The sequence below is a fragment of the Halomonas binhaiensis genome (assembly GCF_008329985.2).
Classification (GTDB): domain Bacteria; phylum Pseudomonadota; class Gammaproteobacteria; order Pseudomonadales; family Halomonadaceae; genus Halomonas; species Halomonas binhaiensis.
In genome coordinates, this window is sequence record NZ_CP038437.2 from 553,823 (window position 1) to 570,926 (window position 17,104).

At 56.0% G+C, this 17,104-nt stretch carries 20 protein-coding genes and 1 tRNA gene; 10 read left to right on the forward strand and 11 right to left on the reverse strand.

Going from position 1 to position 17,104, the window contains the following annotated elements; translation table 11 throughout:
- Nucleotides 1-45 precede the first annotated feature (45 nt).
- The 4 genes from E4T21_RS02435 to E4T21_RS02450 are packed head-to-tail and all read right to left on the reverse strand — an operon-like array spanning nucleotide 46 to nucleotide 2,017.
- Entirely contained in the window at nucleotides 46-333 is a 288-nt protein-coding gene (locus E4T21_RS02435; protein WP_149283193.1) for an acyl carrier protein, read from the reverse strand.
- Nucleotides 323-592: a phosphopantetheine-binding protein gene (locus E4T21_RS02440; protein WP_149286998.1), complete on the reverse strand. Its 270-nt coding sequence runs from the start codon at nucleotides 590-592 to the stop codon at nucleotides 323-325. The genes E4T21_RS02435 and E4T21_RS02440 overlap by 11 nt, the downstream gene beginning before the upstream one ends.
- Nucleotides 564-1,358 (reverse strand): lysophospholipid acyltransferase family protein, encoded by a 795-nt coding sequence (locus E4T21_RS02445; protein WP_149283195.1) that lies wholly within the window; start codon nucleotides 1,356-1,358, stop codon nucleotides 564-566. Before E4T21_RS02445 ends, E4T21_RS02440 begins: the two co-directional genes overlap by 29 nt.
- Nucleotides 1,355-2,017: a beta-ketoacyl synthase chain length factor gene (locus tag E4T21_RS02450; RefSeq protein WP_149283197.1), complete on the reverse strand. Its 663-nt coding sequence runs from the start codon at nucleotides 2,015-2,017 to the stop codon at nucleotides 1,355-1,357. The genes E4T21_RS02445 and E4T21_RS02450 overlap by 4 nt, the downstream gene beginning before the upstream one ends.
- Nucleotides 2,018-2,417: 400 nt before the next feature.
- Here E4T21_RS02450 and E4T21_RS02455 point away from each other — a divergent pair, with 400 nt between their 5' ends.
- Entirely contained in the window at nucleotides 2,418-2,798 is a 381-nt protein-coding gene (locus E4T21_RS02455) for a hypothetical protein (RefSeq protein WP_149283199.1), read from the forward strand.
- A 139-nt stretch (nucleotides 2,799-2,937) separates the two neighbouring features.
- Here E4T21_RS02455 and E4T21_RS02460 read toward each other — a convergent pair whose 3' ends face one another.
- Nucleotides 2,938-3,267: a YegP family protein gene (locus tag E4T21_RS02460; protein ID WP_149283201.1), complete on the reverse strand. Its 330-nt coding sequence runs from the start codon at nucleotides 3,265-3,267 to the stop codon at nucleotides 2,938-2,940.
- Nucleotides 3,268-3,360: 93 nt separating this feature from the next.
- On the opposite strand from E4T21_RS02460, the gene E4T21_RS02465 reads away from it, so the two are divergent.
- Both E4T21_RS02465 and E4T21_RS02470 read left to right on the forward strand, forming a co-directional pair.
- The gene (locus tag E4T21_RS02465) at nucleotides 3,361-3,768 is read left to right on the forward strand and encodes a hypothetical protein (RefSeq protein ID WP_149283203.1); all 408 of its coding nucleotides are present in this window, start codon (nucleotides 3,361-3,363) and stop codon (nucleotides 3,766-3,768) included.
- Nucleotides 3,769-3,850: 82 nt separating this feature from the next.
- Complete coding sequence (locus E4T21_RS02470) at nucleotides 3,851-4,624, forward strand: DUF3298 and DUF4163 domain-containing protein (protein ID WP_187775087.1); 774 nt, start codon at nucleotides 3,851-3,853, stop codon at nucleotides 4,622-4,624.
- A 109-nt stretch (nucleotides 4,625-4,733) separates the two neighbouring features.
- On the opposite strand, the gene E4T21_RS02475 is transcribed toward E4T21_RS02470, so the two are convergent.
- A complete protein-coding gene (locus E4T21_RS02475; protein WP_149283207.1) occupies nucleotides 4,734-5,648 on the reverse strand; it encodes a hydroxypyruvate isomerase family protein in 915 nt (304 codons plus the stop codon).
- A 489-nt stretch (nucleotides 5,649-6,137) separates the two neighbouring features.
- On the opposite strand from E4T21_RS02475, the gene E4T21_RS02480 reads away from it, so the two are divergent.
- Nucleotides 6,138-6,557 (forward strand): lipocalin-like domain-containing protein, encoded by a 420-nt coding sequence (locus tag E4T21_RS02480; protein WP_149283209.1) that lies wholly within the window; start codon nucleotides 6,138-6,140, stop codon nucleotides 6,555-6,557.
- Between the two features lie 47 nt (nucleotides 6,558-6,604).
- Complete coding sequence (locus E4T21_RS02485; RefSeq protein WP_187775088.1) at nucleotides 6,605-7,129, forward strand: PaaI family thioesterase; 525 nt, start codon at nucleotides 6,605-6,607, stop codon at nucleotides 7,127-7,129.
- 234 nt (nucleotides 7,130-7,363) lie between these two features.
- Here the strand turns inward: E4T21_RS02485 and E4T21_RS02490 are convergent.
- Together E4T21_RS02490 and ispB are read right to left on the reverse strand one after the other, a co-directional pair.
- Nucleotides 7,364-7,440 (reverse strand) — tRNA-Pro (locus tag E4T21_RS02490).
- Nucleotides 7,441-7,594: 154 nt separating this feature from the next.
- Nucleotides 7,595-8,593, reverse strand: coding sequence for an octaprenyl diphosphate synthase (gene ispB / locus E4T21_RS02495; RefSeq protein ID WP_149286999.1), 999 nt, complete (start codon nucleotides 8,591-8,593; stop codon nucleotides 7,595-7,597).
- A 314-nt stretch (nucleotides 8,594-8,907) separates the two neighbouring features.
- On the opposite strand from ispB, the gene rplU reads away from it, so the two are divergent.
- The 4 genes from rplU to proB all read left to right on the forward strand — a co-directional run bounded on the left by rplU (nucleotide 8,908) and on the right by proB (nucleotide 12,238).
- A complete protein-coding gene (gene rplU / locus E4T21_RS02500; RefSeq protein ID WP_149283213.1) occupies nucleotides 8,908-9,219 on the forward strand; it encodes a 50S ribosomal protein L21 in 312 nt (103 codons plus the stop codon).
- A gap of 91 nt (nucleotides 9,220-9,310) precedes the next feature.
- Nucleotides 9,311-9,568, forward strand: a complete 258-nt coding sequence (rpmA, locus tag E4T21_RS02505) for a 50S ribosomal protein L27 (RefSeq protein WP_149283215.1) — start codon at nucleotides 9,311-9,313, stop codon at nucleotides 9,566-9,568.
- 290 nt (nucleotides 9,569-9,858) lie between these two features.
- Nucleotides 9,859-11,046, forward strand: a complete 1,188-nt coding sequence (cgtA, locus tag E4T21_RS02510; RefSeq protein ID WP_149283217.1) for an Obg family GTPase CgtA — start codon at nucleotides 9,859-9,861, stop codon at nucleotides 11,044-11,046.
- Nucleotides 11,047-11,101: 55 nt separating this feature from the next.
- Nucleotides 11,102-12,238 (forward strand): glutamate 5-kinase, encoded by a 1,137-nt coding sequence (gene proB / locus E4T21_RS02515; protein WP_149283219.1) that lies wholly within the window; start codon nucleotides 11,102-11,104, stop codon nucleotides 12,236-12,238.
- Nucleotides 12,239-12,352: 114 nt separating this feature from the next.
- Here the strand turns inward: proB and E4T21_RS02520 are convergent, their stop codons facing one another.
- The 3 genes from E4T21_RS02520 to E4T21_RS02530 are packed head-to-tail and all read right to left on the reverse strand — an operon-like array spanning nucleotide 12,353 to nucleotide 16,164.
- Nucleotides 12,353-13,669: a cytochrome c gene (locus E4T21_RS02520; protein WP_240349267.1), complete on the reverse strand. Its 1,317-nt coding sequence runs from the start codon at nucleotides 13,667-13,669 to the stop codon at nucleotides 12,353-12,355.
- Between the two features lie 8 nt (nucleotides 13,670-13,677).
- Complete coding sequence (locus E4T21_RS02525) at nucleotides 13,678-15,450, reverse strand: GMC family oxidoreductase (protein ID WP_149283221.1); 1,773 nt, start codon at nucleotides 15,448-15,450, stop codon at nucleotides 13,678-13,680.
- 3 nt (nucleotides 15,451-15,453) lie between these two features.
- Nucleotides 15,454-16,164, reverse strand: coding sequence for a gluconate 2-dehydrogenase subunit 3 family protein (locus E4T21_RS02530; protein ID WP_149283223.1), 711 nt, complete (start codon nucleotides 16,162-16,164; stop codon nucleotides 15,454-15,456).
- Between the two features lie 614 nt (nucleotides 16,165-16,778).
- Between E4T21_RS02530 and rpsT the strand changes: the two genes are divergently transcribed.
- Nucleotides 16,779-17,045 (forward strand): 30S ribosomal protein S20, encoded by a 267-nt coding sequence (gene rpsT / locus E4T21_RS02535; RefSeq protein WP_149283225.1) that lies wholly within the window; start codon nucleotides 16,779-16,781, stop codon nucleotides 17,043-17,045.
- Nucleotides 17,046-17,104 lie beyond the last annotated feature (59 nt).

Below are 17,104 nucleotides of genomic sequence, written 5' to 3' on the forward strand. Positions count from 1 at the left end.
TCTGTGCCGGCACAATGGATAGCATCCATTCGATAGATTATCGGTTCAGGCGCCTGGATCGCGAACCAGAGCTTCAACGGCATTGACCACATCATCGATCGTTCGAACTGACTTGAATGCCTCAGGGTTGATACGCCGACCGGTGAACTGCTTGAGTTCCACGACCAGGTCGACGGCATCGATGCTATCGATATCCAGGTCCTCGTAAAGACGGGCCTCTGGGCGCACTTCTTCGGCAGGCAGCTCGAACAGTTCGATCAGGGTCTTCTGAATATGTGTCAGGATCTGGTCGCGATCGGGTTGCTGCAGAATGGTACGGGAATCAGACGTCACGATGTGCCTCCACCAGCGCCCGCAGCGCTGCCAGGCTTTCGAAATGGCGACGAGTGTCTTCTGCCTCGGCGTCGAGTTTCACGCCATAGCGCTTTTGCAACGCCAGGCCCAGCTCCAACGCATCGATGGAGTCAAGACCGAGCCCTTCGCCGAACAACGGTGCATCTTCGTCGATATCGTCGGGAGTGATATCTTCGAGTTCAAGGGTGTCGATGATCATGCGCTTCAGATCAAGCGACAGCTGTTGTGTTTCGCTCATCATGGAAGAGTTCCAGTTCCCTATTGAAAAATTCGGCCAGCTCTTGAGTCAGGCGTCTGGCTTGTAACGGAGTGGGTGCTGCCGATGGCGGCTCTATCGGTAGTTCGTCCAGAACTCGTAGGCGGATATGTACCTTGGTTGCAGGTATGTGGTACCAGGGAACGTCTTTAGTCAGTGTAGTTGGTGTGCACTGGATCAATACCGGGACGATGGGAGCCCCGGTACGCAGGGCAATATTGGCGCCACCCCGTCGGAACTTGAGTGGACGCCCCGGGGTGGTTCGGGTTCCTTCCGGGAACAGAATCAGAGTATTGCCTGCGGCAAGACTGTTGTGTGCAGCCGCCAGCAGGTCTTCGGGATCTCGATTGGTGATAAAGCCAGCAGCCCGAATGGGACCCCGAGTGAAGAGGTTGTCAGCGAGACGCCCCTTGACGATGCAGTCGGCATTAGGCGTGTGGGCCAGCAGAAAGATCACGTCGATCAGTGATGGATGATTGGCCAGTACCAGCCGGCCAGGCCTGGCCAGGCTCTGTCGGCCTTCCAGACAATAGTCCAGCACGCCGAGCCCTTGCATCAGCCCGATGAAGCAGCGAAATGCCTTCTGGATGAGCTGTCTGACTAACCGTTGGCGCCGTTGTTGATTGCGTATGCACACCGCAAGCGCTGGCGTGATGATCAACCCGATCACCAGCCCGCCCAGACCAAAGGTGGCGAAGGAGATGGCTGTCCCCATACAGCGCCAGACGCGGCTCCATAACCCTCTCATGCAAGTGTCCACCCATGGCGGCCAATAGGTGTCTTTCCTGACCCGCATAGCCACTCAATGATATCTATCGGGGTGGGACGTGGAAGTGAATTGCCGGAGGCGCCGGCAACAAGCTTGTGGCCTTCGTTCAAGCTCAAGCGCATACCTATGGCGCAAGCCTTGCCGGGGTGCTCGGTATGGCCTTGGTATTCCTTGGGAATATCGCCTTCGGTAAATGCAATGACCACCGCAGGATAGCCTTCGGCAAGGTAGCCACGCGCCTCGCTCAACAGGGCATCGAATTCGTTGCCGCACGCACTCAGTGCTTGAAGAGGGCGTTGATGCTGCTGGGAAATGGAATGAATCCCCAGGGTGGCGTTATGAACCGAAAGTGAAAAGCGTGTCGGAGACAGCGCTTCACCGGCAATGAGGTCATGCAGCATGGCCAGGGTCCGAGTGGCGTCACCATGCCGTGAAGCATGCAGCAACGGCAGTTCCGCCCCGCTGTCCAGGCTGGCAAGAATGTCACAGGTGGCCCGCCCGGCGTCATCGAGACGTCGGCGTAACATGGCAGGCAAGCTCTTGCCTGGACCATCGCTTGGCAACAGCTGAGGGGTGTCAGGACGATCCTCTCCGTGCTTTTGCCAGCCGCACCATTGACTGAGGCAGAGTTCATCCATGGCGTATTGCTTTGATAGCTGTTGTATTGGGGACTGCTGTATACCGTAACTGTTACGTCGTATCCACTGTACGGGTAAACACAGTGTCGATAATCATGAAATATGCGCGGCGGATGCGTAGTGGTCAATTCGGCATGGTGCCAATAGTGTCAAGACATTGCATCCGGTAAACGGCCCTTGTTTGCTAAAGGTGATCTGGATCAGGTTTGTGATGCCGTCATGGCTCATGGGTGAGAGCTCCTTGGCCGAGGCTCCTGTGATGCTCAATGGGGGCGGAACATGAAGTGGTGAGGTATATGCAACTTTGCACAACATTGACACGGAATGTCGCGACCTGGCCACATGGCCGGGGCTTATCGGCTTGTTAGCATGCTGATTAAAGAAGCCGAGAGGATAAACCATGCGACTTGTATCTATCCTGCTCTCGATGGTTGCTGTCCTCGCTCTGGCCGGCTGTGCCTATCATCCTACGCGCATCGGTGGCGTGCCAGGCATCATCATGGGAGATGGTGGCTATGAGCGTCATCGCTCATACGACCAGGATCGTCGGGAGAGGGAGCGTGAGCGTTGGGAGAGGCAGCACAGGAAAGATTGGGAGCGCGACCGCGATAGAGAAAGGTGGTTGCATGAGCAACGCCGGCGGGAGTACGAACAGCGGCGGGAGCATGAACGTCGTCGGGAATGGCAGCGTGACCATCGTCAGACCCGGCATGATCGCCGCGAGTGGGAGCGTCGGCAACGTGAACGCGCCCATCAGCAGCGTCATCGCCCTTGGGATTGAGCCCAAAGAGAAGGAGCTGGAAGTCAGGTAATGAGCCGTCGATGATGGCTTGCACTGACTTCTTGCTGGAAGTTGAATTATCGCGCTGAAGAAGTCGCCACCCTGCGGTTGCCGAGAGTGGCGACTTTTGTCATTGCCATCATTCTTTGACCTTTACGGGGCCTGTGCCATTGCTCATGACTGACTTGATGCCCTTTTCCATTGATGGTGAGGCACGGTACATGCCACTGGTGCCGATGACCTGACCGTTGCTTGCTTTCAGCGTAAAGTAGTTGCGGCCATCTTTAGCGACTTTGCGTTCAAAACTCTTGGGGTTCTGGCTGTTTTTCTGGCAGGAGGCGATGCCGCTTTCGGCTGACTTCCTGGTCTTGTAGCGTTGGCTGGTCAGGATGATTTCATGGTTGCCTGCCTTCAAGGTGAAGTTGAATTGACCATCTGTGGATGGCTTGAGTTCATAATATCCTGGCATGGTTCGTTCCCCTTGTGATGGCCGCCTGATAGCGGTGTGCCCTGTAAAGTAGTAGTCGCCAATCGATGGGTTTTCCACTAAGTAGAGAGCGGGATGCCTGTGCTAGCGAAGATGGGGAAGAGTTCTTTCCTTGCCTGGCAGAAAGTCAGTTATCATTGCTTTCTGTACTTCATTTACTTCATGGTCCTCATTGCCGTGCACAATCTCTATATTCCCGTCATCATGATCGTGGTCGCGATTGGCCTGGTCATTGGTGCAGCGACTCTCTCTGATGGTGATGTCGATGCGAACATCCAGCATGCCATTGCAGCTACGCTCGACACATCTGAGGAAGTCGTGCTGAAGGACATGAAGGAAGTCAATCATGGGTATGGCGTCTGCGGCTGGTACCAGCTTGCAGGTTCTGGTGATGAAGCTGCCCGCTTTTTCTACACCAAGGTCGACGATGAAGCGGAGTTGGATGTGGACTCCCGACGTTATCGGATGAATTGCAAGTCGTGACCGAGCGCTTTTCAGTCAGTGCATGACCCGCGTTATGGAAGCAATAAACATCAAGGCAGGGAACATCAAGGAGAGAGTATCCATGTCGATCTATTTGCGGTGGCTCCTTTTGGCAGCGATGCTGCCTCTGCTGAGTGCCTGCCAGCCGGCTGATGGAGAGAAGCCGGCAGAACAGCTCAGCATTGAGAAAATCGATAAAACCATGCTGGCGCCGGCATGTGATGATGAGCAAGACTGTTCCAAGATATCCCTGGCATATCTCAGTTTTCCTGAATCACCCGAGCTGTCGGCTGAACTTGAGCAGAGCCTGTTCGCGATGCTGGAAGGCATCGGGACCGGCGAGGCTGATGCCGGCCCTCGGGACCTGGACCAGCTTGCCGAGTCTTTCTTTGCCAGCGCCCAGGAAGATCGGCAGGCAAACCCCGATATCCCTCCTTATGATGCCAGCCTCGAGGCTGAGGTGGTGTCAGATCACAATGACCTGCTGGTGGTCGAGTTGAATGGTTACGTGTTCACCGGTGGTGCCCATGGCATGCCGTTGACAGAGTACTTCGTTGTCGATCGCCGTACTCAGCAGCGAGTAGGGCTCGATGACATGCTGATTGATGGACAGCGTGATGCGTTCGATGCCGCCTTGGCGCATGCTCATCAGCGTTGGCTGCAGGAGATCGAGCAGAATGCAGAGTTTGCACAGCAGTGGCCGTTGGTAGAGACCGATAATGTCGCGCCAATGGCCGAGGATGCGGTGGTCAAGTTCAATGCCTACGACATCGCACCTTATGCGCTAGGTCAGCCGGAGTTGCATCTGCCCTATGCTGCCCTTGAAGGGATCTTTGCCGAGCGCTACCTGCCTTGAGAAGCCGCCCTCAGTGGAGCGGCCATGTCATTGAGGGCTATTCAAAGCTGCAGAGGGCTCTTTTCAGATGTCGCTGAGGGCTCTTTTCAGATGTCGCTGAGGGCTCTTTTCAGATGTCGCAGATATGAATGGCCTCTTCCAGTGAACGCGCCTTGTCTTCCGCGGTGCTTCTGTCAGGGATGAATTCCTGTGCGACATAGCCTGTGAATCCCGTCGCGAGGATAGCTTTCATGATGGCGGGGTAGTTTAGCTCCTGGCTGTCATCGATCTCGTGTCTTCCAGGGACTCCTGCCGTATGGTAGTGGCCGAAATACTGGTGGTTGTCGCGAATGGTCCGGATGATATCGCCCTCGCTGATCTGCATGTGGTAGATGTCATACAGGAGCTTGAAATTGGGCGAGTCGAGTCGCTTGCATAACTCTATCCCCCAGGCTGAGTTGTCGCACAGATAGTCGGGGTGATTGATCTTGCTGTTGAATAGTTCCATGTGCAGGATGACGCCTTTCTGCTCGGCCTGACCCAGGATTCTCTTCAATCCCTGCTCGGCATTCTTCAGACCATCTTCCGGGGTCATGCCTCGAGCATTGCCGCTGAAGCAGATCAGATTCTTGTAGCCAGCTTCATTCACCAGATCGATATGCTTGTGGTAACTATCGGTCAAGGCAGAATGAAATTGCCTGTCGCCCCATCCATCTTCCAGGTTGGGCTCGGCCCCATTGCACATGGACGAGTCGATGCCATGACGCTTGAGGATCTGCCATTCACTGGGACCCACCAGGTCAATGGCGGAAAACCCGATACGGCGGACGAGCGTACAGAGTTCTTCCAGTGATAGGTCATCGAATGTCCATCGGGCAACGGAATGATGAATGTTGCCTTTCAGTGCTCCACTGTCGCTGACATTATCGCCGGTATCCCGGGCATCTAATGCCTGTGCCTTCAAGGAGCCAAGGGCAGCCAGGCCAAGAGAGCTGGTCAGGGTATTGCGCAGCAGGCAGCGCCTGCTGATGGGATGTTGCGCCATGTGAGTCTCCGATGTGAAAGCAGGACAAGCATAGGTGAAGCGGGGCGAGGCTTTCCTACAGGACATGCCTTTGTATATGTAACCGGTTACATCAAGAGGTGACATTCCACCTTAGTTGGTAAGTATCGAGATTTCTTTTCACACACCGACAGGAAGCGTGCTCACGCCTTGGGCGGGATATCTTGGAAAAGTAATCATCCTGTACGGATGCTTATAGCGCTACCACTCATGAAGGTGTCTTCAGGACAGCTGGCAGTGAGACATAGGGTAAGTGTAATATCGCGTTGAATTGAAGAAATAAAATAAATTATTGTTCTCCAGGAGTTATATTTTCATTTGAGATATGTGTGGCGTAGTAACTTAACATTACGGTAAGACGTTATAAAATTACCCTGCTGATATATTAAGTGAAAATTATTGTTGGAAATTTGGCTTGGTGCATGCCTATCTTGAAGCCTGTTTGTTTGGCTTTCAAATAAAGGAAGACGTATGAACAGTCATCATGCTCTTGAAGGTATGTACTGTCTTAGATCAGTTCAGATGAAAGAAGCGGGAATCAATAGAGAGTTCACCGGGTTTGGTGAAAATCCGAGCGGGTTCATTTCTTTTAGTCGTGAAAAAATGTCAGCTGTCTTGATGGCAGACAGTAAGTTACGCGATCCCCATAGTCATGAGAAGTCGGCTATGTTCGATACCGCTATTGCCTATGGGGGAAGCTACTCCTTCGATGGCGAGAGGCTGAGTACGCTAGTGGAAACGGCCTGGTCTCAGGAGTGGGTAGGGACCAGGCAGGAGCGCTTTGTCGAATGGGAAGATGGACTTCTGGTCTTGTCGGCAATAGGGATACCTGTTCCCTGGGATCCCGAGGTTCGTGTCGACGCTTATTTGAGATGGGAAAAATTACCTTAAATCCTGGTGTCAAAGGAAAGACATTAAATATCACAGGGAGAAACAAAATGAACGGGTCATCCGTACCGTCTCAAGATCTGAGGGAAGCATGTATATCTGAAGATATAAAACTCCCTTGGCTAGACTGGCTCCACGATATACATAGTGGAACATCAGAACCGCCGAATGCATGGAGTACCATGGGGTTTGCATTATCTCGAGTATCACCCGATATGGTGGTGTTTGAAGGGATGCCTGATGCAGGATATGTCAATCCTAATGGTTCTATTCAGGGCGGTTGGGTAGCAGCGCTGATGGATGCTTGCATGAGTGCTGCCGTCGCAACAGGATTGCGTGGCTCACAAATGTGCACGACCATTGAAATCAAAGTCAATTATGTTCGGGCAGTATCAGTGAAAAGTGGAATGCTGAGAGCCCAGGGAGAAATCGTTCACCGAGGGGGAAGGGTTGTCCTGGCAAAAGGATCCCTGGTCAATGGTGATGACAAGATCTTTGCTTATGCCACCACCACGTGCCTGGTAATGAGAGGCGGCCTACCTGCCCACAGAGAGGAAGCGTTGATGGAGAAATAGGCTTCATCAGCTCATTGTTTTCGTTAATGCAGGTATGGCAATCAAGCATCTGCTGGCGCTGCCCGCGGGGCGACAATGCTTCTGAATGGTTTCGTATGCGCGGCACTATTCTCAGCGAGATCGAAGCCTGTTGAAGCAATGCATGGAAGGCGGTTGCTGTGTGGAGCTACGTGTGAAAAGCAACGAAAAACGGCCACTGCGATGATGCGCAAGTGGCCGTTTTACTGAATTCTTTGGTCGGAGTAGCAGGATTCGAACCTACGACCTCTGCCTCCCGAAGGCAGCGCTCTACCAAGCTGAGCTATACTCCGACTTCTGCCGAGGCCTTGCCTCAACGGATGCGTAGTATACGGATCCGTTTTGTCATTGCAAGCCTCAACAAGGCAGGTTCGCGATTTTTTTCCCTTTGCGCCGGGGCGTTAGCGATATCCACCACTGGCGAGTGAGAGCCAATGCCTGGGTGGTTTAGGTCTCACGCTCGACAGCGAGCTTGGCGAGATCCGCCATGGCATCACGGAAGGGGGATTCGGGCAGGTGCTCGAGTTCGGCCAGGGCCTTGTCAGCCATTTCCTCTGCCTTCTCGCGGGTGTATTGCAGGGCACTGGTGGCATCGATAATGGCCAGCACCTCATCCAGGTGGTCAAGCCCACCCTTGCGGATGGCGCGGCGAATCAGCTTGGCCTGTTCAGGTGTGCCTGCTGCCATGGCTTGAATCAAGGGTAGAGTCGGCTTGCCTTCGGCAAGGTCATCGCCGACGTTCTTGCCCATGGCCTTGGCGTCGCCCTGGTAATCGAGCAGGTCGTCAATCAGCTGGAAGGCAAGGCCCAGGTAGCGACCATAGGCGGCCAGGGCCTGTTCCTGCTCGGGAGTGGCTGCCGACAGGATGGCGCCACAGTGAGAGGCCGCCTCGAACAGCATGGCGGTCTTGCCCTGAATGGTCTCGAAGTAGTCTGCTTCGCTGATGTCGGGGTTGCCGACATTGGTCAACTGCTGTACTTCACCCTCGGCAATGGTACAGGTGGCGCTGGAGAGGACCTCCATGATACGCATGGAACCTATTTCCACCATCATCTGGAACGAGCGTGAATAAAGAAAGTCGCCTACCAGCACCGAAGGCGCATTGCCCCAGGCATCGTTGGCCGTGGCCTTGCCGCGCCGCATATGGGATTCGTCGACAACATCGTCATGCAGCAGGGTGGAGGTGTGCATGAACTCAATCAGTGTCGCCAGGGTGATGTGCTTGTCACCCTGATAGTCCAGTGCCCGGGTCGCCAGCAGCACCAGCAGCGGGCGCAGCCGCTTGCCTCCGCTTTCAATGATGTATTGGCCGATGGTCTCGACCAGCGGAATACGGGAAGCGAGCTGGTCGATGATGGTGTGATTGACTGCGGCGAAGTCGTCGGCGACCACGGCGTGGATAGGTGAGGGTGCTGAAGTACTTGGCGACGTGGCGTTAGCAGGCATGAAGGCAGCTTCGACTGGTAGAAAGACGGCTTTGGACAGACTCGACAGAGCTCTTGGGTTGCCGGTCATGCTATGGGCCCCCCATGGGGGCGTCAAGACAGCCATGATCAAGAGTTGGGCGAAAGACTGGCCATAAGGTCATGATCGTCGAGGTTCGGGACAGCTTGACGGTGCATGTTGGGTTGTGCATGTCGAGGAAGGTGGTTATAATGCGCGGCCCACTCATCCATGCTCCCTGTCAGATGGTGTCAAAAGGGGCGCCACTCGAAACAGGTCGATCAAGAGCCAACCCCGATGAGTTTCTGGAGATAGACATGTACGCAGTTATCAAGAGCGGTGGCAAGCAGTACCGCGTTCAGGAAGGCCAGACCCTCAAGCTCGAGAAGCTGGAAATCCCCACTGGCGATACCGTCGAGTTCGACGAGGTTCTGCTGGTTGGTAATGGCGACGACGTCACCATCGGTGCTCCGCTGGTTGAAGGTGCCAAGGTCTCTGCCGAGATCGTTGCCCACGGCCGTGGCGAGAAGGTGACCATCATCAAGTTCCGTCGCCGTAAGCACCACATGAAGCGTCAGGGCCACCGTCAGTGGTTCACTGAAGTTAAAATCACTGGAATCTCTGCCTGAGGAAATAGCTGATTCATTCAGCGTTTCCTGACGCCTTGCCCCCGGGCAAGCTGCGTTGCAGATAATTCCCTTAACGAGCGAGGACTTTGCAATGGCTCATAAGAAGGCTGCTGGTTCCACACGAAACGGTCGCGATTCTGAATCCAAGCGTCTTGGTGTCAAGCTGTACGGTGGTCAGGCTGTAACTCCTGGCAACATCATCGTGCGTCAGCGCGGCACCAAGTTCCACGCCGGTACTGGCGTTGGCATCGGCAAGGATCACACTCTGTTCGCCCTGAACGAAGGCGTGATCAAGTTCGAGACCAAGGGTCCGAAAAACCGCAAGTTCGTGAGCGTCGTCTCTGCCTGAGACCGCCCGAACGTAGAGGGTCGTCCCCTGGCCTGAAAGTCGTTTTGGGCTGAGCAGGTAGTGGTTTCGACCCAAGAAGGCCCCGCCAAGCGCGGGGCCTTCTTGTATCATGGAAGCAAGGCATATGAGGGGCTGTCTGAAAAGTTGACGAGCGATCATCAGGGCTTACCCGTGTTCCAGACACGGATCAAGCACTGCCCGTTCCCAATGCGGTACGGCTGAACGCAGACATTTCAGACAGAACCTGAGCGTCGTTTCCGTATGGTGGTGTGTCCACCAGGAGATTACAGATGCAGTTCGTCGACGAAGCCTCGATCATCGTGGAAGCGGGCAACGGGGGTAGTGGTTGCCTGAGCTTTCGGCGCGAAAAGTACGTGCCCAAGGGTGGCCCTGATGGTGGTGATGGTGGCCATGGAGGCAGTGTTTACCTGATTGGCGATGATGCACTCAATACGCTGATCGATTTCAAGTACACGCGTTTCTACAAGGCTCAGAATGGAGCGCCCGGCCAGGGTCGCCAGATGAGCGGCAAGGCGGGTGATGACTTGCATGTCAAGGTGCCGGTAGGAACGACGGTGATCGATGAGGATACCCTTGAAGTCATTGCAGATGTCACGGATGTAGGCCAGGTAGTTCAGGTCGTTCAGGGCGGGCGCCGTGGCTTGGGAAACATCCATTTCAAGTCGTCGACCAATCGTGCTCCTCGTCGTACCACGCCAGGTACGGCAGGTGAGCGGCGCAACTTGCGCCTGGAAATGAAAGTCATGGCCGATGTGGGCTTGCTGGGGTTGCCCAATGCCGGCAAGTCAACGTTGATTCGTGCGGTATCGGCCGCCAAGCCCAAGGTGGCCAACTATCCCTTCACCACCTTGGTGCCGAACCTTGGTGTGGTCAAGCTTGGCATGCACGAACACTTCGTCATGGCCGATGTACCGGGGTTGATTGAAGGTGCGGCTGATGGCGCGGGACTTGGCCTGCGTTTTCTCAAGCATCTGACGCGTACTCGCCTGTTGTTCCACGTGGTGGATGTGGCGCCCTTCGACGAGTCAGACCCTGTCGAGGCTGCGCAGGCCATCGTCCATGAGCTGGGACAGTTCTCTCCGGCACTTGCCGAGCGCCCGCGCTGGCTGGTGCTCAACAAGCTTGACCTGTTGCCGGAGGAAGAGCGCGAAGAGAAAGTTGCCGACATCGTGCGCCGTCTCGGCTGGGATGGACCTGTGTTCCGGATTTCCGCTATTTCCCATGATGGCACCGATGCTCTGGTCCAGGCTGCTTATCGCTGGCTCACTGAGCAGCGCACCCTCGAAAACGAGGATGAAGAGGCCAGGGAGCGCGAGATGGAAATGCGACGCCGCATGGAAGAAGAGGCGGTGGCGCGTACTGAGGCACGCCTGGGTCGCAAGCGTCGTCGGGATGAAGACGATGACGACGACTTCGATGATGATGATTATGATGTCGAGATTGAATACGCCCCCTGAAGGATTGTGGAAGGTCTCGGGCTGCGCTGGGTAAATCAGTGATCGGGTGAAAGGGATGCATATCGAGCAGGTTCCCGGGCGTGAAGCGCTGTCCAGCGCACGCCGGTTGGTGGTGAAAATAGGTAGTGCCCTGCTGACCAATGATGGACGCGGCCTAGACGATGATGGCATTGGAGGGTGGGTCGATCAGATCGCCACACTGCGCAAGTCCGGTGTCGAGGTGGTCCTGGTGTCTTCTGGTGCTGTCGCTGCAGGCATGGTGCGGCTGGGCTGGGCCGCGCGGCCCTCTACTGTGCATGAGCTGCAGGCTGCGGCGGCGGTAGGCCAGAATGTGCTTACCGAGACCTATGAGAACCACTTTGGTCGTCATGGCTTGATCACGGCACAGATTCTGCTGACGCATGATGATTTGTCCAATCGTAAGCGTTATCTCAATGCCCGTTCGGCGTTACGCACGCTGGTGGATCTCAAGGTAGTACCGGTGGTCAATGAGAACGATACCGTTGTTACCGATGAGATTCGCTTTGGTGACAATGACACCTTGGGCGCGTTGGTGGCGAACTTGCTTGAGGCTGATGCCCTGGTGATCCTGACCGATCAGGAAGGAGTGTTTGATGCGGACCCGCGTTCGAACCCTCATGCCAAGTTGATTGACGAGGGTCGTGCCGATGACCCTTGGTTAGCCTCGGTTGCGGGCGGCGGCGGAGCCTTGGGGCGTGGCGGCATGGCCACCAAGGTGCGGGCTGCGCGTCTGGCGGCACGCTCTGGTGCGGTGACGGTGATAGCGAGTGGCCGCCAGCCGGACGTGATCTCCCGCCTGGTCAAGGGCGAAAGGCTCGGAACCTTGCTGACTCCTGATCAAGCACCCATGGCAGCCCGTAAGCGCTGGCTGGCGGGCCAGTTGCAGGTACGTGGAACCCTGACGCTTGATGACGGCGCGGTGCGTGTATTGCGCAGTAGTGGTTCGAGCTTGCTGCCGGTTGGCGTGCGCAAGGCAGAGGGCAGCTTTGTGCGTGGCGATATGGTGGTGTGCGTCGACGAGAGCGGTGCGCGTATTGCCAAAGGGCTGGTCAACTATGGCATCGATGATGCGCGCAAGATTCTTGGTCAGCCCAGTGGACGTATTTCCGAATTGCTGGGTTACATGGAAGCCCCAGAGCTGATTCATCGCGACAATCTCATTGTCTTGTGAGTGATACATGAAATACCGATACTGATCGGGCCAGCGTAAACGCCTCGCAAGGAATACTTGCGAGGCGTTTTTTCTGCGTTGGTTTCAGTGACTCGATATCAGAGTCCGAAGGGGTCAGCCGTCGAAGTCTGGTGCACTGGTAACGCCATCTTCCGGCAAGGAACTGCGAACCTTGGAGACCTGATCGGCACTGACGTTACCGCCGTGATTACCCCAGGCGCTACGCACGAATGTGGCCAGCTCAGCAGCTTCTTCGTCCGACAGGCGCCAGGAGAAGTCAGGCATGGCCAGCGCTTCGGGTTTGTCGGGGGTGGAAGGCAAGCGTGCTCCAGCCAGCATCACATTGAGTAGTCCAGTGGGATCCTTGGCGTTGACCAGAGAGTTGCCGACCAGTGATGGGAATACCTGCTTGGCGCCTTGGCCATTGGCCAGATGGCAGGCATTGCAGTTATCCAGGTACAGTCGTGCCCCCAGGTTCTCACCCACATCTGCTGCGGTCAGCATGGCGGTGGTGTCTTCCCCCGGTGAGCTCTGCTTGGAGGATGAAGCTGCTGATTCACGCGGCAGGGACTTCAGGTACTCAGCAACCGAAAGCAGGTCATCCTTGCTCAGGTGTGAAGTACTGTGCTCCACCACTGAGGTCATCTCCCCGGTGACCGCGTTGTGGTCATTACGGCCGGTGGCAAGATAGTCGACGATATCCTGGTTTGACCAGCCTTGCAGGTCGCTGCTTCCCTCGCCACCTCCTCGCAGGTTGGGTGCATGCCAGTCGTTGAGGTCGGTACCACTCAGGAAGATATCTTCATTGCTGTCCAGCGCTTTCTCCTGGAACAGCAAGCCGCGTGGTGTATGGCAACTGCCGCAGTGGGCAAGACCCTGGACCAGGTAGGCGCCGCGATTGATCCTGTCGCTCTGTTCAGCGTCTGGTGTGAATGACTTGCCATCGGTAAACATCCAGTTCCAGGCGCCAATGCCCCAACGCTGATTGAAGGGGAAGCTGAGATCAGTCTCCTGCGGGGTGTTGTTGACCGGTTCAACTCCTTTCATGAAGTAGGCATAGAGCGCATCAATGTCTTCATCCGTGATCTTGGCATAGGACGGATAAGGCATTGCCGGATACAGCTTGGCGCCATCGGCACGAACGCCCTCGCGCAATGCTCGGGCGAACTGGTCGCGCGTATAGTTGCCGATGCCTGTATCGGGGTCTGGTGTGATATTGGTGGCGTAGATATCCCCAAAGGGGCTGGCGATAGCCTGGCCGCCAGCAAATGGCTTGCCATCTGGCGCCGTGTGGCAGGCGGCACAGTCGCCAGCACGGGAGAGGTATTCGCCACGAGCGATCTGATCATTGTCTGCTGCCATGGCAATGCCGTTGAGGAGCAGAGAGCTGCACAAGCTGAGTGTCAGCAGGGACGGTCTGGTATTCATCATTGCGCTCCTCAGGCATGAACCAGCGGGCCGGGGTTGGGCAGATACTTTTCGCGTATTGCCTTGGCTGCCCAGTAAGTCAGGGCACCAACCAGTCCGGTCGGGTTGTATTGGATGTTCTGAGGGAAGGCGCCTGCGCCCATGACAAAGACGTTGTCCACGTCCCAGGTCTGCAGGTAGCGGTTGAGCGCACTGGTGGAAGGGTCGGTGCCCATGATGGCGCCGCCTACATTGTGGGTAGTCTGGTAGGGGCGCACATCGTACATGGAGTTGAAGTCCTTGAAGGACAGGCGATAGTCATCCGGGCCAAGGGCCTTGGTCAGGGTCTCGATCTTCTGCTTCATGTACTGAGTCATGCGCACGTCGTTGTCCTTCCAGTTGAAGGTCATGCGCATCAATGGACGGCCGTGATCGTCGGTGTAGTTGGGGTCCAGGTCCAGATAGCAGTCACGATAGGACATGTTGCTGCCATGTGAGCCTACTGACATGGCATGGCCGTAATTATCCTTGACGGCCTGTTTCCAGCCGGCCCCCCAGCTGGGCGAACCGCTAGGCAGCGGCATGTTGCGAATTGGCTGGCCGTTGGTCATTGCCGCACTGAGATAGGAACCGCCAATGAAGCCTTCGCGACCGAAGTCGATCTGCTCGACGCCATAGTCATTGACAGTAGTGGCATTGCCGCCGGCGCCGATAAACGGATTGAACTCCTTGTCCTTGAAGAACAGGGTGGCACCACCCGTCATCTGGTAGGCGTAGTTCTTGCCGACAACACCCGTGCCGCTGATGGGGTCATATGGCTTGCCGATGCCGGATACCAGCAACAGGTGCACGTTGTGCAGGCCATAGGCCCCCAGAACGACCAGGTCCGCTGGTTGTATGACTTCATCACCATTCTCGTCGATGTAGGTCACGCCGGTGGCGCGCTTGCCATCACTGTCGAGATTGACCTTGAGCACTTCGCAGTTGGCTCGATAGGAAAAGTTTTCGCGCTGCTTGAGCGCTCCCAGCACACAGGTCTGTGGCGATGACTTGGAATAGTTGATGCAGCCGTAGCGCTCGCAGAAACCGCAGAAGTTACAGGGTCCCAGCTGCATGCCGTAGGGATTGGTGTAGGCCTCGGAGGCATTCGCGGCAGGCAGGGGGAAAGGGCTCAATCCCTGGTCCTTGGCAACCTGAGTGAAGAGCTCGTCGTTGTAGGTGCGCGCTAGCGGTGGCAGGGGGTATTCGCTGGAACGCCATCCCTCGAAGGGATTGCCACCTTCCTGAAGCTCGCCATTGAGATTGCCGGCCTTGCCCGAAATGCCCAGGACCTTCTCGAAGCAGTCGAAGTGAGGTTCCAGTTCGTCGTAGCTGACGCCGAAGTCCTGGATGGTCATGTCTTCAGGAATGATGTCCGCGCCAAAGTTTTCCTCAACGTAGCTTTTCAGGCGCAGTTCCTGAGGTTGCGGTCGCCAGGTGTGCCCATTCCAGTGTGTCCCGGCACCCCCTACGCCATTGCCCGGCAGGAATGAGCCCAGATGACGGTAAGGCAGGGCGGTGTCATTGATACCATGGCGAACGGTCAGGGTGCTTTTTGCCGGGCGCTGCATCATCTTGTAGCGCACGCCATAGGTCAGCTCATCAGCCATTTTCGGGTAGGCGAAGTCAGGCACGGTATCCTGATCCTTGCCGCGCTCCAGGGCCAGGACATTGAGGCCTGCGTCGGTCAACTCCATTCCCATGATGGAGTTGGTCCAGCCAAGGCCGACCAGAACGACGTCAACGTGTGGATTGGTCTTGGCCATGATTTATCCCCTTTCCCCTGTCAGGCTGACCGGACCGAGCGGGTAAGCCTTGTTGTGCTGATCGACCCATTCCAGATAAGAGGCGCGTGCCCCAGGGAAGCCAATGTGCTTCCACGCTGCCATGTGCTTGTTGCCGCCATGGATGGGGTCGGCGAAGTAACCTTCCTTGGTGTTCTGCAGCAGGAAAGCGAAGAACTGCTGGGAAGAAACGTCATCGAACTGGATATCGCCCTTTTCAAGGCTGCTCAGCACTTGGTCGCGCTTGTCCTCCGGCAGGGCCGAGAATTCCTCGTTGAACTGTTGCTGGCAGTAAGTTCGAGTTGCGGCGATGCCGCGGCGATACACTTCGCGGGGGAGTAGTGCTGACTGATAGCCGAACAGTGGCGAAGCATCTTCCTGGAAAGGGGCTTTCATGTACCAGTCCGAGGCATGGCCGAAAGCGCCTTCCATCTGCTTATCGATGAAGATCGGGACATTGGTTTCCAGGGCGCCGGGGCCTTCACCCTCGCTGGGTATCAGGCGGTCGCAGGCGGCAAGGATGAAGTTCCATTCATCGGCGTTAAAAAAGGTCGGCTGATAGTCACCCAGGTCTACAGGTGGCTCATTGGCTTCGGCGGTCAGCGAGACTCCATTGCCGATGCTGACGGCCGGTATCATCATCAAGGAGCCCTTGATGAAGCCTCGACGAGATGTACTCCAAGGCTTGGGTTTCATGCATCTTTCCTCATACAGCGCTAGTGAAGCCTTGGGCAGGCGCCTTGCGAGATGCCCCAGACTGCGCTGCTTAGCAGCTTCCTAGCCACGGTCCATCAATCATTATTGGGGTGTAGTTGCATGAGTTGGCGTCCACATTTTTCCGGATGTGTGGCCCGGTTGGGTGTGGGGAGAAACATGGGTTCGTTGAGGCGAACCTGCCGTGCGGGACGCCACTCGCAGTGGCCTTGGCAGGCTCCACAGTCAGGTAGTCAAGGGACTCCCGGAGGGGCAGCCATGGGCAGATGAACGCTAGCACACGCTTTTTTCGTTAGCACCCGAGGTGCCTGGAACAGCCAAGAAAGGAGGTAGTTATAGAGGTAGTCGCATATTATTAAATGTGGCAAAGGAAGGTGAGGGGGATAACGACGGGCAACGGGCAAATCTATGGCATGGCGTAGCTTGGTGTGATAGGATGCGCCATCCTCTCAGACACGGCCCGTTACGATTGCGTAGCAGATGACGCGATCAGTCAGATGGCCAGGCCGACGGGGATTTTTTATTTCCCTGTTGGATCAATTAGATATCAAGTCATCGCAAGGCGGTGACGACAACTTTCTCCAAGGAGACAGTCAGTGGCTAACAGCAAGCAAGCCCGCAAGCGCGCCCGTCAGGCAGAAAATCGTCGTGTCCTGAAGGCTAGTCAGCGCAGCATGGTGCGTACTTACATCAAGCGCGTCGTCAAGGCAATCAACGTTGGTGATCATGCTCAGGCAATGGCCGAGTTCAAGGTCGCTCAGCCGGTCATCGACCGCATCGCTGACAAGGACGTGATGTCCAAGAAAAAGGCTGCTCGCCTGAAGAGCCGTCTTAACAAGCGCATTAAGGCTCTGGCTGCATAAGCCGGTGCACTGTTGACGGTTCCGGGCGAAGTTACGTCCGGAAACCGTGAAAAAAACCG

Excerpts from the sequence above, each read along its gene's own strand:
- E4T21_RS02450 (WP_149283197.1), bottom strand. The coding sequence starts at position 2,017 with ATGGATGAACTCTGCCTCAGTCAATGGTGCGGCTGGCAAAAGCACGGA.
- E4T21_RS02475 (WP_149283207.1), bottom strand. The coding sequence starts at position 5,648 with ATGGCGCAACATCCCATCAGCAGGCGCTGCCTGCTGCGCAATACCCTG.
- E4T21_RS02445 (WP_149283195.1), bottom strand. The coding sequence starts at position 1,358 with ATGAGAGGGTTATGGAGCCGCGTCTGGCGCTGTATGGGGACAGCCATC.
- E4T21_RS02530 (WP_149283223.1), bottom strand. The coding sequence starts at position 16,164 with ATGAAACCCAAGCCTTGGAGTACATCTCGTCGAGGCTTCATCAAGGGC.
- E4T21_RS02525 (WP_149283221.1), bottom strand. The coding sequence starts at position 15,450 with ATGGCCAAGACCAATCCACACGTTGACGTCGTTCTGGTCGGCCTTGGC.
- E4T21_RS02460 (WP_149283201.1), bottom strand. The coding sequence starts at position 3,267 with ATGCCAGGATATTATGAACTCAAGCCATCCACAGATGGTCAATTCAAC.
- proB (WP_149283219.1), top strand. The coding sequence starts at position 11,102 with ATGCATATCGAGCAGGTTCCCGGGCGTGAAGCGCTGTCCAGCGCACGC.
- E4T21_RS02455 (WP_149283199.1), top strand. The coding sequence starts at position 2,418 with ATGCGACTTGTATCTATCCTGCTCTCGATGGTTGCTGTCCTCGCTCTG.
- E4T21_RS02465 (WP_149283203.1), top strand. The coding sequence starts at position 3,361 with ATGCCTGTGCTAGCGAAGATGGGGAAGAGTTCTTTCCTTGCCTGGCAG.
- rpmA (WP_149283215.1), top strand. The coding sequence starts at position 9,311 with ATGGCTCATAAGAAGGCTGCTGGTTCCACACGAAACGGTCGCGATTCT.
- rplU (WP_149283213.1), top strand. The coding sequence starts at position 8,908 with ATGTACGCAGTTATCAAGAGCGGTGGCAAGCAGTACCGCGTTCAGGAA.
- ispB (WP_149286999.1), bottom strand. The coding sequence starts at position 8,593 with ATGCCTGCTAACGCCACGTCGCCAAGTACTTCAGCACCCTCACCTATC.
- E4T21_RS02440 (WP_149286998.1), bottom strand. The coding sequence starts at position 592 with ATGAGCGAAACACAACAGCTGTCGCTTGATCTGAAGCGCATGATCATC.
- E4T21_RS02520 (WP_240349267.1), bottom strand. The coding sequence starts at position 13,669 with ATGATGAATACCAGACCGTCCCTGCTGACACTCAGCTTGTGCAGCTCT.
- cgtA (WP_149283217.1), top strand. The coding sequence starts at position 9,859 with ATGCAGTTCGTCGACGAAGCCTCGATCATCGTGGAAGCGGGCAACGGG.
- E4T21_RS02470 (WP_187775087.1), top strand. The coding sequence starts at position 3,851 with ATGTCGATCTATTTGCGGTGGCTCCTTTTGGCAGCGATGCTGCCTCTG.
- E4T21_RS02480 (WP_149283209.1), top strand. The coding sequence starts at position 6,138 with ATGAACAGTCATCATGCTCTTGAAGGTATGTACTGTCTTAGATCAGTT.
- E4T21_RS02485 (WP_187775088.1), top strand. The coding sequence starts at position 6,605 with ATGAACGGGTCATCCGTACCGTCTCAAGATCTGAGGGAAGCATGTATA.